Here is a 14,275-nt window from a genome sequence, read left to right as displayed (position 1 = left end):
CCACCCGCCTGGTGGGGCACATCGTGCCGGCGGCCGGGCCCGCCCGCGCCGCCGGATACAGCCCGTCCCAGAGCGGGTCCCCGGGCGGAAACCCCAGGCACACCAGGACGTTGACCAGCATCCCGTAGGCCATGAACGTGGTGGTCTGGCCCGTGTCCGCGCCCAGCGGCCGGTGGACGGTGTCCCACAGCCGCCGCCACTCGGCCCGGACCGCCTCCCCGAACGCCGCGTCACCGTCCGCCTCGCCCGCCGCCACCGCGACGTACACCTGCATCTGCATCAGCAGCCGCTCCGGCTCCTTGACGATGACGCGAGTGTAGGCGTTGGCCATGGCGCGCAGCGCCTCCTCGCCCGCCAGGCCCTCGGTGGCCTCGGTGAACAGCCGGGCGGTGTCGGCCAGGCAGCACCGCGCCGCCGCGAGGAAGAGCGCCCGCTTGCCCGCGAAGAGCCGGAAGAGATACGGCTGCGACACCCCCGCACGCCGGGCGATGGCCTCGGTGGACGTGCCGTCGTACCCGCCCCGGGCGAATTCGCTCACGGCCGCGCGGATGACGCTCCGGCGCCGCTCGTCTGCACTCATCCTCACCATGCCAGCAAGTTAGTGGCTGATTGCCGGGCGCCGTAGTGCCGGTCCAGACGCATTCAAGGAATGCGCCAGAACCCCGTGGCAGATTCACAGAATCGAGCACCGCTCTCCGACGGCTCGATGACCTTTCTCCGGCTCTGCGAACCGCTCTTCCAGCAGTTCTTCCAACAGTTCTTCCACCCGCTCTCCCGGACCGCTCTTCCAGGTCTTCCACCCGCACTTCCGGCAGTTCTTCCGACGGTTCTTCCGACAACTCAGTGAGGCAGGAACGGGGATGATCGACAATCTCTTCACGATGTTTCCCGGGCAGGGCTCGCAGCGCGCGGGCATGGCCGGGTATCTGCTGCGCGAACACCCCCGCACCGCCGGACGCGTCCTGGCCCGCGCAGAGGACGCGACCGGCCTGCCGCTGACCGCGCTGTGCAGCACCGCGCCGGAGGAGGAGCTGGCCCCGACCGAGATCGCCCAGCCCGCCATCGTCGCCACCAGCCTCGCGGTCCTTCAGATCCTGCGCGACCAGGCGGGTTTCGTACCCGCCGTGGTGGCCGGGCACAGCCTGGGGGAGTACCCCGCGCTGGTGGCCGCCGGGGTCCTGGAGGCCGATCAGGCGCTGCGGCTGGTGCGCCGCCGGGGCGAGCTGATGGCGGGCGTCTCCCGCCGGGTCGGCGGCGCGATGACGGCCGTACTGGGCCTTGCCGCCGCCCGGATCGAGGAGATCTGCGCGGACTGCGCCCCCCTGGGCGTGGTGGAGATCGCCAACTACAACGAGCCGGGCCAGAGCGTGATCTCCGGGCAGCGCCCCGCGGTCGAGGAGGCCGCCCGCCGGGCGCTGGCCGCGGGCGCCGAACGGGCGGTGGCGCTGAAGGTCTCGGCACCCTTCCACTGCTCCCTGATGCGGGCGATCGAGGACGAGTTCGCCGCCGAACTGGAGCGCGTGCGCTTCAGCGCGCCCCGGCTGCCCGTGATCAGCTCGGTGACCGGCACCCTGGTGCGCGACGGCGCACACGCCCGCGATCTGCTGCGCCGTCAGCTGGCCGGGCCGGTGCGGTGGGTGGACGTACTGGACGCCGCGGCCGCGCACCCCGTGGGCGGCTGCCTGGAGGTCGGTCCCGGCCGGGTGCTCAGCGGTTTCGCCAACCGCACCGGCGTCCACTCCGTGGTGCGCAGCACCCACGACGCGCGCCGGATCTCCGCACTGCTGCGCGAGCTCGGGCAGGAGCCCGCCCCTGGCGCCGCCGCCTGACCCGGCGCGCGGCCCGGCCCCCGCCCGCCCCACCGCCCACTCCCGCCGGCCCCGGTCCCAGCCCCCTCCGCGCCCCCGCCCCGCCCGTCCAGTCCCGTCCCTTCCCGCCTCTGCCTCCGCCCCCCTCTCCCCTTCTCTCCCCTTCTCTCCCCTTCTCTCCCCTTCTCTTCTCTGCTCTTCCTTTTTCCTCTCCCGTCCGTCCGGTGCGGGCCCCCGGGCCGGTACCGGCGGAACGACCCATCCGAAAGGCAGCCAACGGTGTCCGAAACCCTGACCCCCACCTCGACCGACTACTTCTCCGCGGTCCAGGCCGCCATCGCCGACGCCCTGGGCATCGACGAGGCCGAGGCCGTGCCCGAGGCGACCCTGCTCGGGCAGCTGGGTGCCGAGTCGATCGACCTGCTCGACATCCTCTTCCGTATCGAGCGCGCCACCAAGGTGAAGATCACCGTGGCCGACATCGCCGCCCTGCTCCAGGGCGGCATCCCCGACGAGGAGTTCGGCGACGAGAACGAGGTCGTCAACGACACCGGCCTCACCCACCTGGAGAAGGTCCTGCCGCAGTTCGACCGCAGCCAGCTCAGCGAGCCGCTGACCGCCGAGGGCGTGCTGGGCCTGTTCACCGTGCAGAACCTCACCGACCTGCTGACCGAGCGGGCTGTGGCCCAGCACGCCGCCTGAACCCGGGCCCCTTCCCCCGGGGCCGGTGGCGGTGCGGGCCAACGGCGTCCCGCACCCCCGCCGCCCCTGGCGCCCGCGCGGGCCCCGGCCGGCCACCGCCCCTCGTAGCAGAAACGGGAAGAGACAGTTGACATCTCCCTCAGCTGAAGCAGGGGGATTCTTCCCTCGCGGGTTGAGCTTTCTGCTTCTCAGACAGCAGCTGCCCCGAATCAACGGCGGGGGACGCTGGTACGCCCAGCAGTCTTACGCCGGCTCCACAGACCTGACATCCCGCCAGCCCGGCGGTAGGCCCGGCCAGCTTGGTTATCACCGGCCGGGCCTGGCAACGCCACTACATCCGCGGGCAGTTGCCGGTGAACGACGATCCGCCCCGGCGGCGAATCGTCTTCCCCTGCCCTGCTCCGCAGGAGTCCGTTTCCTCCCCAGCCTGACGGCCGGGGTGTCCACGGAGGAATCCAGATGAAGCTGAAGGACCGCACCGCCCTGGTCACCGGTGCCTCACGCGGCATCGGCCGGGCCATCGCCCTGGCCCTGGCCGAGCAGGGGGCGGCCGTCGCCGTCAACTACCGCTCCCGCCAGGAGGACGCCGCCGCGGTCGTCAAGGAGATCGAGACGGCGGGCGGCCGGGCCGCGGCCGTCGGCGCCGACGTCGCCGACCCGCAGCAGGCCGCCCGCCTGGTACAGGAGGCCACCCGCCTCCTGGGCCCCCTCGACATCCTCGTCAACAACGCGGGCACCAGCGACGACGGCCTCATCTACGACGCGCCGCCGGACGCCTGGCTGAACGTCATGAAGACCAACTTCGGCGGCGCCTGGCACTGCACCCACGCCGTCCTGGAACAGTTCATGGCCCGCGGCGACGCCACCATCGTCAACATCTCCTCCGCGATGGGCGAACGCGGCTGGATCGGCCAGGCCAACTACTCGGCCTCCAAGGGCGCGCTGAACTCCTTCACCCGCTGCGCCGCCGTCGAACTCGCCCGCTTCGGCATACGGGTCAACGCGGTCCTGGCCGGGTTCACCCCGACCGAACTCGTGGACGGCGTACTGCAGCGCGACGGCGGCAAGAGCATCAAACGGCAGATCCCGCTGCGCCGGTTCGCCACCGCCGACCAGGTCGCCGCGGCCGCGGTGTTCCTGGCCGGCCCCGACTCCGGCTACACCACCGGCGAACTGCTCTGCGTGGACGGCGGGTTCTCCGCCCAGCTCGGCATCGGCCGCCCGTAACGGACGCGCGAGGCAACGGAAGAAGAGACGACGATGCGATTCCATCTGATCGACCGGATCGAGACCTGCGCGCCCCGCGAGCACATCACCGCGCGCAAGGTCACCTCCGCCGAGGAGACCTACTGGCAGGACACCGGCGACGGACCCGCGCTGCCCTTCGGGCTGGCCCTGGAGGCCCTGTGCCAGTCCGCCACCTGGCTGATCATGCTCTCCACCGACCACCGGCTGCGCGCCGCGCTGCTGGCGGTCGGCGAGGCCACCGCGCACCGCCCGGTGCGCCCCGGCGAGGTGCTGCGCATGCACGCCACCGTCGAGTCGATGACCGAGGAGGCCGCCCTGCTGGACGGCACCGTCACCGTGGACGGCGAGAACGTCCTCGAGGCGAGCGGCATCCTGTGCGCGCTCATCGACGCCGAACGCCTCGACGACCCGGCCGCCACCCGGCGCATGGCGCACCAACTGCAGGGCGGGGGGCCGGTCGGATGACCCGAGTAGCCATCACCGGCGTCGGCGCCGTCACCCCGCTGGGCAACGACGCCGGCACCACCTGGCAGGGCCTGGCCGCCGGCCGCAGCGGCGTCGGGCCGCTGACCACCTTCGACGCGGCCGGCTTCCCGGTGCGGATCGCCGCCCAGGTCAAGGACTTCGACCCGGCCGCGGCGATCCCGGCCCGCATCGGGCGCAAACACCTCTCCCGGGTAGGCCTGTTCGGTGTCGCGGCCGCCTGGGAGGCGCTGCGCTCCGCGCGGGCCGAGGACCTGGGGGAGGAGGTGTACGACCCCGGCGAGCGCGGGGTGGCGATGGGCGCGAGCGTCGGCCGCCCCGAACTGCAGGCCCTCCTGGACGTCGGCCACCTGCGCGCCACCACCGGCCGCGCGGACGCGTTCTTGTGCCACCCTCCGGCCGTCACCCTCACCGACGACCAGAACGTGCCGCTCAGCGCGATGGCCCGGATGATGTCCGCGACCGGGCCGATGATCGGGATCTCCACCGCCTGCTCCGGCTCCGGGCACGCCATCGGGGAGGCCTACCGCGCCATCCAGGAGGGCGACGCCCGCCTGATGGTCGCCGGCGGCTACGACTCCCTGACCACCTGGCTCGACCTGCTCGGCTTCAGCCTGCTGGGCGCGCTGACCGACCGTCACAACGACGATCCCGAGCACGCCTCGCGGCCCTTCGACGCCGACCGCTCCGGCTTCGTGATCGGCGAGGGCGCCGTCGCCGTCGTCCTCGAAGACCTCGACGCCGCCCGCGAGCGCGGCGCGCCCGTTCTGGGCGAGGTCCTCGGCTACGGCTCCACCCTCAACGCCTGGCGCATCACCGACTCCCCGCCGGACGGCTCCGGCGCCGTCCAGGCCATGGAGGCGGCGATCGGCGAATCCGGGCTGGGCACCGCCGGCATCGACTACGTCGTCGCGCACGGCACCAGCACCCACGGCAACGACCAGTCCGAGACGGTCGCCATCAAGAAGGTCTTCGCCGACGACGCCCGCCGTCTGGTGGTCAGCGCCCCCAAGTCGATGGCCGGCCACCTCACCTCCGCCAGCCTGGGCCTGGGCGTGCTGGCCGCGCTCGGCGCGATCCGCCACTCCCTGGTCCCGCCCACCGTCAACCTCGACCGGCCCGACCGCGGCCTGGACCTCGACTACGTGCCGCACACCGCCCGCCCGATGCCGGTGACGGCGGCCCTGATCAACGCGTTCGCGTTCGGCGGCAGCAACACCAGCCTCGTCGTCGGCGCCCCGCGGGAGGACACATGACCACCACCGTCCCCACCGCGGGACCCACCCCCGCTGCGGGACCCGCCCCCGTCCCCGCCGCGGGACCCGCCCCCGTCCCCGCCGCGGGACCCGCCCCCGTCACGACCGGCCCCCTCTCCGGCGCGGGTTTTACGGCCACCGCCCTCTCCGGCGAGGGATTCACGGCCGCCGCCGTGCCCGGCGGCGGGCCGGGCGGGTTCGACCGGCTGCTGGAGGCCGTCGTCGGCGAGCGGGCGGCGGCCGTGCGCAACGTGCCCGCCACCTTGACCTGCTTCACCGACCACTTCCCGCGCCACCCCGTCCTGCCCGGCGTGCTGCTGCTGGAGAGCATGGCCGCGCTCGCCCGCACCGCCGCGGGACCCGGCACCTGGCGCCTGGCCGCCGTGCGCGGCGTGCGCTTCAAGCACTTCGTCGGCCCCGGCGACCAGGTCCACCTCACCGTCGAGGTGAGCGCTCACGGCCCGCACCGCACCGAGTGCCGGGCCACCGCCCGGGCCGGCGGCCGGGTGGTCGCCACCGCCCGCGTCCTGGCCCTGGTCAGCGACGAGACGACCCGGGAGGGCACAGCATGAGCGAGCAGCGCCGCGTGATGGTCACCGGCATCGGCCTGATGACCGCGATCGGCCAGAGCGCCGCCGAGACCTGGCACAGCCTGCTGGAGGGCCGCTGCGGCATCGGACCGCTGCGTGCCTACGACCCCGCCCCGCTGCGCACCGGCATCGGCGCCGAGATCCCCTCCTTCACCCCCGCCCAGTGGGCCTCGCGGCGCACCCTGCGCATGCTGTGCCGCGGCGACCAGCTCGCCCTGGCCGGCGCCACCCTCGCCCTGCAAGATGCGGGCCTGGACGACGGGAGCGACCTGGGACAGCGCGCGGGCCTGTTCCTGGGCAGCAACAAGGAAATGCCCCGCATGGACGAGCTCATCGCCCAGCTGCAGGCCGTCCGCGCCGACGACGGCACCCCCGACCTGCACCAGCTCGGGCAGAGCGCCTCCTCGGTGATCGCCCCGCTGTTCTTCGTCGAGGGACTGCAGCCCGCTGCCGCCTTCCACATCTCCGAGAAGTACGGCATCCGCGGCGCCAACGCCTACTTCGCCGGCACCGCCGACTCCGGCGCGATGGCGATCGGCCGGGGCATGCGCACCGTACGCCGCGGCGAGGCCGACATCGTGCTCGCGGGCGGCTACGACGACGCCACCGGCTGGTGGGCGATGTCCAAGATGGACGGCCTGGGCGTCCTGAGCACCCGCACCGACCTGGGCACCGAGGCCTTCCGGCCCTTCGACCGCGACCGCTCCGGCTCGGTCTTCGGCGAGGGCGCCGCCCTCCTCGTCCTGGAGGAACGCGAACACGCCCTGGCCCGCGGCGCCCGCTGCTACGCCGAGATCACCGGCTTCGGCGCCGGCAACGACTGCGTCCGCCCGCCCAGCCCCCAGCCCCGCGCCCGCGGCCGGGCCCGCGCCATCGGCCGCGCCCTCGCCGATGCCGCACGGCCCTTCCCCGACGGCAGCTACATCGCCGCGCACGGCTGCGCCACCCTGCAGGGCGACGCCAGCGAGACCGTCGCCCTGCACGACGCCCTCGGCACGGCCGCCAAGTCCGCCCAGATCAGCAGCGTCAAACCGCAGACCGGACACCTCGTCGGGGGCGCCGGCGCACTGAACGCGGCCGTCGCCGCCCTCGCCCTGGACAGCGGCACCGTGCCCGCCACCCTCAACCTCCACCACCCCGCCGCCGAGTGCGACCTCGACTACGTCCCCCTCACCCCCCGCCACACCCGGCCCGACAGCGCCCTGGCCCTGGCCCGCGGCCTGGAGGGCCAGGCCGTCGCCCTCGCCCTGGGACGGACCTCATGAGCGACACACCCGCAACACCCGCCATATCCGAAAGGAGTGCGGCCATGACCGACGTCCACGACCGCGCCGTACGGCCGGACACCGCGGCCCGGCCCCGGACCGTGGTGGTCTGCGGCGTCGGCGCCGTGACCGCCCAGGGCGAGGGCGCCGCCGCGCTGTGGGAGGGCATCCGGGCCGGGCATTCGGCCATCGGCCCGGTCACCGGTATGCCGATGGACGGCTACGGCACGGCCATCGGCGGCGAAGTGCCTCCCCTGTCCCGGCCCGCCTACGACTACCTGGCCGCCTTCGGCGGCAGCGAGCGAGAACCGGCCGTCGACTTCGCGCTGACCGCCGCCGCCGAAGCCCTCCAGCAGGCGGGCCTCGCGGGCCTGCCCGCCGAACGCTGGGGAGTGGCGTTCGGCTCCTGCAACGGCGGCCTGCGCAGCGCCGAGAAACTCGCCCGCCGCAGCCGCGAGGGCACCACCCTGCCCGACGACGCCCTGCACTACCTGCTGGTCCCGCCGCAGGCCATCGCCGAGGCACTCAGCGCCGCCTTCGCTCTCAAGGGACCGGCCCTGTCCGTCAACACCGCCTGCGCCTCGGGCGCGCACGCCATCGCGCACGCCGCCGAGGCGATCGCCGCAGGCCGCGCGGACGCGATGCTCGCCGGCGGCAGCGACGCCTTCACCGAGACCGCGTTCGCCGGCTTCACCAGCCTCCAGTCGCTGTCCGCCAAACCCGCCGCCCCCTACTCCAAGGACCGCGACGGCCTGTCCCTGGGCGAGGGCGCGGGCATGCTGGTGCTGGCCGAGGAATCGGTGGCCCGCGCCGCGGGCGCCCCCGTCCTGGCGGAGGTCCTCGGCTACGGCCTGTCCGCCGACGGCTACCACGCCACCGCCCCGCACCCCCAGGGCGAGGGCGCCGCCCGCGCCATCCGCGGCGCCCTGAAGGCCGCCGGCATCACCCCGGGGGACGTCGGCTACATCAACGGCCACGGCACCGGCACCCCCAAGAACGACTCCGCCGAGTCCAACGCGGTACGCGCCGCGTTCGGCGAGGCCGCCCAGAAAACCGCCCTGAGCAGCTCCAAGTCGATGATCGGCCACCTGCTGGGCGCGGCCGGCGCGGTCGAGGCCATCGTCACCGTCAAGGCCCTGGTCGAACAGACCGCCCCGCCGACCGCCAACTTCACCGGCACCGACCCCAAGTGCGGCCTGGACGCGGTCCCCGACACCGGCCGCGAACTGGCCATGAACGCCGCCCTGTCCAACAACTTCGCCTTCGCCGGCGCCAACGCCTGCGTCGCCTTCGGCTGGCCCTCCGGACGGCGCTTCACCGTCCCCGCCCCGCCCGCCGCCGAGAAGGTCGTCATCACCGGGGGCGCCGCCCTCACCCCCGCCGGCGAAGGCCTGGAAGCGCTGTGGGAGGCCTGGCGGCAGGGGCGGCGGCTGGGCACCGACGAGGACGGCCTGCGCGTCGCCCGCGCCGTCTTCGACCCCGCCGCCCACATCGGCGCCCGCGACCGGCGCCGCATGGACCGCCTCTCCCAGCTCGCCGTCGCCTCCTGCCGCGCCGCCCTCGCCCACGCCGGCCTCGAGGCCGACGAGCACACCGGGGTCGTCCTGGGCACCGGACTGGGACCGATGCGCAGCATCGAGGACTTCCTGCTGCCGGTGCTGGGCGGCTGCCCCGCCCACGGCAGCCCCGCCGTCTTCCCCAACACCGTCTTCAACGCCGCCGCCGGCCAGGTCGCCATGCACGTCGGCGCCAAGGGCCCCACCTCCACCGTCACCACCGGCCACGCCGCCGGCGCCTCCGCCCTGACCGTCGCCCACGACCTGCTGCTGCAACACCGCGCCGAGGCGGTGCTGTGCCCGGCGGTCGAGGACCTCTCCCCGGGCGTGCTGGCCGCCTACCGCCAGCTGCCGCTGTTCGACGACGCCGGCTACACCCTGGCCGAGGCCGGCATCGCCCTCGTCCTGGAACGCGAATCCAGCGCCCGCGCCCGCGGCGCCCGCATCCTGGCCGAGTTCGCCGGCCACGCCGCCGCCGGCGACGCGGCCGGCATCGGCCGCTGGAACGGCGAGGGGGAGGGCGTCGAGCGCGCCATGCGCGCCGCCCTCGCCCACGCCGGCCTCACCCCCGGCGAGCTGACCGGCATCTGGGCCAACGCCGCCGGCCTCACCCGCGCGGACGCCCCCGAGGCCCTCGCCACCACACGGCTGGCCGCCGAGGCCGGCTGCCCGGTGCACACCCCCAAACAGACCCTGGGCGAACCGGTCGGCGCGGGCGCCCAGCTGGCCGCCCTCCTCGCCCTCACCGCCTGGAGCACCCCGGCCGGCGGCATCCCGGCCGGCCCGGTGCTCATCAACAGCTCCTCACTCGGCGGCACCCACATCAGCCTCGTCCTGCGTCCCGCAACGGAGAACTGACCATGCCCCACACCCCGGCAGCCCCGCCCGCCGAACCCCGCGCACGCCATGTCTCGGTCCTGGCCACCGGCGCCCACCTGCCGGGCGAGGCCCTCGACAACGACACCCTGGCCCGCTTCTGCGGCCCGCTGCCCGCCGACGTCCTGGACGGCATCCAGGTCCAGCGCCGGCACTGGATGGTCGACCCGGCCACCGGCGCCCACACCACCAGCACCTCGCGGATGGCCACCGCCGCCGCCCGCCAGGCCCTCGAGCGGGCCGGCGTCCAGGCCGGCGAGATCGACCTGATCGTCCTGTCCACCGCCAGCCCCGACTACCTCCTGCCCGTCGCCGCCACCTACGTCCAGCAGCAGCTCGGCCTGGAGGACTGCGCGGTCATCGAGGTCCGCGCCGGCTGCGTGGGCGCCGTCCAGGCCCACGACATCGCCCGCCGCCTGCTCGCCGACGGCACCTACACCACCGCCCTGGTCATCGGCGCCGAAGCCGTCTCCCCGCTGCTGGCCCCCGTCTTTTTGGGCCGCGACCCCGAACGCGTACGGATGCGCGACCGGCTGACCGTCTACACCTTCGGCGACGGCGCCGGCGCCCTGGTGCTGCGCGCCGGCGAGGAGGGCTCCGCCCACGGCCGCCGCCGCCCCGTCTTCGCCACCCGCTCCCTGGGCGGCGCCCGCAAACCCGGCATGCTCATCGTCGGAGGCGGCACCGACGCCCCCCTCGCCGAACAGCAGCGCCGCCCCCGCCTGATGGACATCCGCCTCGACATCCCCGGCACCGCCCAGTTCGGCCCCCGCGTGTTCGTCGAGGGCATCCACGACCTGCTCACCCGCTCCCGCCTGGCCCTGGCCGACCTCGACGCGTGCGTGCTGCCCGAGGGCAACGCCGAGTACTTCGCGAGCGAGTACGCCGCCGCCGGGCTGTCGGCCGCCGACCAGGCCACCCTGAGCAAAACCATCGTGGAGAACCTCACCGACGTCGGCGCCACCGGCTCCGCCGCCGTCCCCCTCGCCCTCGACGCCGGCTGGCGCGAGGGCCGCATCCGCCCCGGCGACACCGTCCTGCTGCTGGCCATCGAGGCCAGCCGCTACCTGTACGCGGGCCTCACCCTCACCTGGGACGCCCCCTTCCCCGGCCACTGACCGCCCCGCGCCCCCGACCCCGCCCCTGCGCCCCCGCACCCGCGGGGCGCCGAGACCGAAGGACGAGAGAACGTGTCGATACAAGAGACGGAGCGCACCGCCCGCAGCGTGGAGGAACGCAACAAGAAGACCATCCGCCGGGTCTTCGACGCCTTCGTCAACCAGGGCGACTTCTCCGTCGTCGACGAGATCTACAGCCCCCACATGGTCGACCACCAGCCGCTGCCCGGCGCCCCCGAAGGCCTCGAAGGCGTCCGCTACACCATCGCCGGCCTGCGCGAGGGCTTCCCCGACCTGCACGTGACCATCGAGGACATGAGCGCCCACGGCGACCACGTCGTCATCCACAACACCTGGCGCGGCACCCACCTCGGCGACTTCCTCGGCGCACCGCCCACCGGACAGGCCATCGAGTTCACCGGCGTCGTGGTGTGGCGGCTGCTGGCCGACGGCCTGATCGCCGAACGCTGGGGCATCGGCGTGGAGTCCAACATGCTGGCCGTCCTCGGCCTGCGCCGGCTCGCCCCCGCCGCCCGCAACGCCGCCCGCCGCACCGTCACGAGCGCCGGCGCCCTGCTGCCGCTGCCGCCCGGCGCCGCCGGCGCCTGGCGCGCCCTTCAGACCGAGCTCGCCGGCAAGCGGCTGCGCGCCTACGAGGCCTCCCGGCGCCGCGCGGGCATCCTCCAGGAGTCCTTCGCCCTCCAGCCCCTGGGCGGCCAGGACGTGCTGGTCCACCGGATCGAGGCCCGCGACCCGCAGGGCGCCGCCCGCCGGCTGGCGGCCTCCGCCGACCCCTTCGACTCCTGGCTGCGCCAGGAAGCGGCCGCGGTGCTGGGCACCGACCCGTGGACCCACCTCGCCGCCGACGCCGCCCCGGCAGGCCACACCTGGATGTCCGTCACCAGCGAACTGACCACCGCCGGCTGACCACCGCCGGCTGACCACCGCCGGCTGACCACCGCCGGCTGACCACCGCCGGCTGACCACCGCCGGCTGACTGCCGTCCGAGCACCGGGGAACCGGCACCCCACCACTTCTCTAGCAAAGACATCGACACTGTCACTGCTAGACGGTCACTGCTAGACGACAACCGCCCCGTGCACGGCTCAGGAAGGAACCGATGATGCGGCAACGAAAACTCGGCAGCCAGGGGCTGGAGGTCTCCGAGCAGGGACTCGGCTGCATGGGCATGACCTTCGCCTACGGGCCCGCCGACGACCAGGAGGCCCTGCGCACCGCGCACCGCGCCCTGGAACTGGGCGTGAACCTCCTGGACACCGCGGACTTCTACGGCCCGCACAGCAACGAGGAGTTCGTCGCCCGCGTCATCGCCGGCCGCCGCGACAGCATCACCGTCTCCTCCAAGGTCGGCAACGAAGTCACCGCCGACGGCACCATCACCGGCCGCCTCAACGGCCGCCCCGACTACATCCGCACCTCCATCGACGCCACCCTGCGCCGGCTGGGCACCGACCGCCTCGACCTGTACTACCTGCACCGCGTCGACCCCGCCGTCCCCGTCGAGGAATCCACCGGCGCACTCGCCGACCTCGTCACCGCCGGCAAGGTGCGCCACCTCGGCATCTGCGAGGCATCCGCCGCCACCATCCGCCGCGCCCACGCCGTGCACCCGCTCACCGCCGTACAGACCGAGTACTCCCTGTCCACCCGCGACGTCGAGGCCAACGGCGTCCTTGCGGCCGTCCGCGAGCTGGGCATCGGCTTCGTCGGCTACAGCCCGCTGGGCCGCGGCCTGCTCACCGGAGCCATCCGCAGCCTCGACGCCCTCGCCGAACACGACTTCCGCCGCGTCGTGCCCCGCTTCCAGCAGGGCAACCTCGAGACGAACCTGCACATCGTGGAGCGGCTGCAGGCGCTGGCCGCCGCCAAGAAGATCACCGCCGGACAGCTCGCGCTGGCCTGGGTGCTCGCCCAGGGCGACGACGTCGTCGCCATCCCCGGCACCAAACGCGTCACCTACCTGGAAGAGAACCTCGCCGCCTCCGCCGTCGAGCTGAGCGCGGACGACCTCGCGGCCCTCGACGAGATCGCCCCCCACGGCTCCACGGCGGGCGACCGCTACCCCGTCGGTGCCATGGCCACCCTCGACGGCTGACCCCCGACCCCGGCCCGCGGGCCTTCGAAGGCGAAGTGAGTGCGATAACCATGGCGAACATCACGATCATCGGCGGCGGACTGGCCGGCCTGACCGCGGCGATCTCCGCCGCCGAACAGGGCGCCCGCGTCACCGTCCACGAGGCCCACTCCCACACCGGCGGCCGCGCCCGCTCGGCCGCCGGCCCCTACGTCACCAACGACGGGCCGCACACCTTCTTCGACAACGGCGACGCCTGGCACTGGCTGCTGCAGCGCGGACTGGCCGGCCGCTACGTGCGGCTGTCCTTCCACGAGTGGACCCGGATGCGCTTTCGCCACCAGGGCCGGCTGCGGATGACCCTGCCGTCCGGCTACATGAAGATGACCTGGCGCCACCGCGGCATCGAGGTACCCGTCGACCGCTCCTTCCAGGACTGGGCCAGTGAACGCTTCGCCCAGCAGACCGTGAACGAGGCCCTCGGCTTCCTCGGCCCGATCCTCTTCGACGGCGACCCCGGACGGCTGTCGGCGGCCTTCGTGTGGGAGCGGCTGCTGCGCGTGGGCACCCCCCGCTTCCCGCTGCCCAGCCGCTACTTCACCGGCGGCTGGGGCGCGCTGATCGCCCGCATGGAACGCGTCGCCCGCGCCCGCGGCGTGGTCATCGAGACCGGCTCACGGCTGAGCGAACTGCCCGCCGGCGGACCGGTGATCGTGGCGACCTCGCTGGCCTCCGCACGCAGCCTGCTTCGCGACCCCGGCCTCGAGTGGCCCAGCGGCACCGCCGCCCTGCTGGACATGGCCGTCACCCACTCCAAGAAGGACGGCAACGTCTCCTTCGACATGGACGAGGGCGGCTTCACCTCCCAGTACTCCGACCACGACCCCTCCCTCGCCCCCAACGGCCAGGCCCTCTTCCAGGGACAGATGCCGCTGCGGCCCGGCGAGTCGAAGGCCGACGCCCTGGCCCGGCTGGAGAAACTCTTCGACCTGACCACCCCCGGCTGGCGCACCCGCCTCCTGTGGCGCCGCGAAGGCGTCTCCCGCGGCCGCACCGGCGCCCTGGACCTGCCCGGCCTCAGCTGGCGGGACCGGCCCGCCGTCGACCGCGGGGACGGCGTGTACCTGGCCGGCGACAGCGTCGCCGCCCCCGGCATCCTCGCCGAGACCTCCATCAACAGCGCCCTGCGGGCCGCCCAACTCGCCGTGAACGCCCGCCCGGCGGCACACCGCTCCGCGGCGCTCGGGCGATGAGCAGCCCTTCGCGTCCCACCCCACC

13 protein-coding genes are annotated in these 14,275 nt (G+C 74.2%); 12 read left to right on the top strand and 1 reads right to left on the bottom strand.

All coding sequences use genetic code 11. From position 1 onward, the window contains the following. A partial coding sequence (locus tag ABZ656_RS37450; RefSeq protein ID WP_360274197.1) for a helix-turn-helix domain-containing protein occupies positions 1 to 589 on the bottom strand: 589 nt, incomplete at its 3' end. A 271-nt stretch (positions 590 to 860) separates the two neighbouring features. On the opposite strand from ABZ656_RS37450, the gene fabD reads away from it, so the two are divergent. From fabD to ABZ656_RS37390, 12 genes are all read left to right on the top strand, one after another. After that, positions 861 to 1,829 (top strand): ACP S-malonyltransferase, encoded by a 969-nt coding sequence (gene fabD, locus ABZ656_RS37445; RefSeq protein ID WP_360274194.1) that lies wholly within the window; start codon positions 861 to 863, stop codon positions 1,827 to 1,829. Positions 1,830 to 2,087: 258 nt separating this feature from the next. After that, positions 2,088 to 2,510, top strand: a complete 423-nt coding sequence (locus ABZ656_RS37440) for an acyl carrier protein (RefSeq protein WP_355318761.1) — start codon at positions 2,088 to 2,090, stop codon at positions 2,508 to 2,510. 459 nt (positions 2,511 to 2,969) lie between these two features. After that, on the top strand, positions 2,970 to 3,737 hold the full coding sequence (locus ABZ656_RS37435; RefSeq protein ID WP_075032275.1) for a glucose 1-dehydrogenase: 768 nt from the start codon (positions 2,970 to 2,972) through the stop codon (positions 3,735 to 3,737). Between the two features lie 33 nt (positions 3,738 to 3,770). Continuing rightward, positions 3,771 to 4,223, top strand: coding sequence for a 3-hydroxylacyl-ACP dehydratase (locus ABZ656_RS37430; RefSeq protein ID WP_075032274.1), 453 nt, complete (start codon positions 3,771 to 3,773; stop codon positions 4,221 to 4,223). Further along, the gene (locus ABZ656_RS37425) at positions 4,220 to 5,497 is read left to right on the top strand and encodes a beta-ketoacyl-[acyl-carrier-protein] synthase family protein (RefSeq protein ID WP_101403456.1); all 1,278 of its coding nucleotides are present in this window, start codon (positions 4,220 to 4,222) and stop codon (positions 5,495 to 5,497) included. The genes ABZ656_RS37430 and ABZ656_RS37425 overlap by 4 nt, the downstream gene beginning before the upstream one ends. Next, entirely contained in the window at positions 5,494 to 6,069 is a 576-nt protein-coding gene (locus tag ABZ656_RS37420) for a hypothetical protein (protein ID WP_360274189.1), read from the top strand. The genes ABZ656_RS37425 and ABZ656_RS37420 overlap by 4 nt, the downstream gene beginning before the upstream one ends. Beyond that, positions 6,066 to 7,352 (top strand): beta-ketoacyl-[acyl-carrier-protein] synthase family protein, encoded by a 1,287-nt coding sequence (locus ABZ656_RS37415; RefSeq protein ID WP_360274186.1) that lies wholly within the window; start codon positions 6,066 to 6,068, stop codon positions 7,350 to 7,352. Before ABZ656_RS37420 ends, ABZ656_RS37415 begins: the two co-directional genes overlap by 4 nt. Positions 7,353 to 7,396: 44 nt before the next feature. After that, positions 7,397 to 9,766, top strand: a complete 2,370-nt coding sequence (locus ABZ656_RS37410) for a beta-ketoacyl-[acyl-carrier-protein] synthase family protein (RefSeq protein WP_360274183.1) — start codon at positions 7,397 to 7,399, stop codon at positions 9,764 to 9,766. 2 nt (positions 9,767 to 9,768) lie between these two features. Beyond that, a complete protein-coding gene (locus ABZ656_RS37405) occupies positions 9,769 to 10,902 on the top strand; it encodes a 3-oxoacyl-ACP synthase III family protein (protein WP_101403460.1) in 1,134 nt (377 codons plus the stop codon). A 72-nt stretch (positions 10,903 to 10,974) separates the two neighbouring features. Further along, positions 10,975 to 11,829, top strand: coding sequence for an ester cyclase (locus ABZ656_RS37400; protein ID WP_360274180.1), 855 nt, complete (start codon positions 10,975 to 10,977; stop codon positions 11,827 to 11,829). 196 nt (positions 11,830 to 12,025) lie between these two features. Then, positions 12,026 to 13,018 carry an aldo/keto reductase gene (locus ABZ656_RS37395; RefSeq protein WP_101404141.1) on the top strand — a complete coding sequence of 331 codons (993 nt, stop codon included), beginning with the start codon at positions 12,026 to 12,028 and terminating at the stop codon, positions 13,016 to 13,018. Next, positions 13,015 to 14,250, top strand: a complete 1,236-nt coding sequence (locus tag ABZ656_RS37390) for an FAD-dependent oxidoreductase (protein WP_360274200.1) — start codon at positions 13,015 to 13,017, stop codon at positions 14,248 to 14,250. The genes ABZ656_RS37395 and ABZ656_RS37390 overlap by 4 nt, the downstream gene beginning before the upstream one ends. Positions 14,251 to 14,275 lie beyond the last annotated feature (25 nt).

It is taken from the genome of Streptomyces sp. NPDC007095 (genome assembly GCF_040634475.1).
GTDB lineage: Bacteria > Actinomycetota > Actinomycetes > Streptomycetales > Streptomycetaceae > Streptomyces.
The sequence above is the reverse complement of the archived record's forward strand: the minus strand, read 5'-3'. Positions and strand labels throughout refer to the sequence as shown.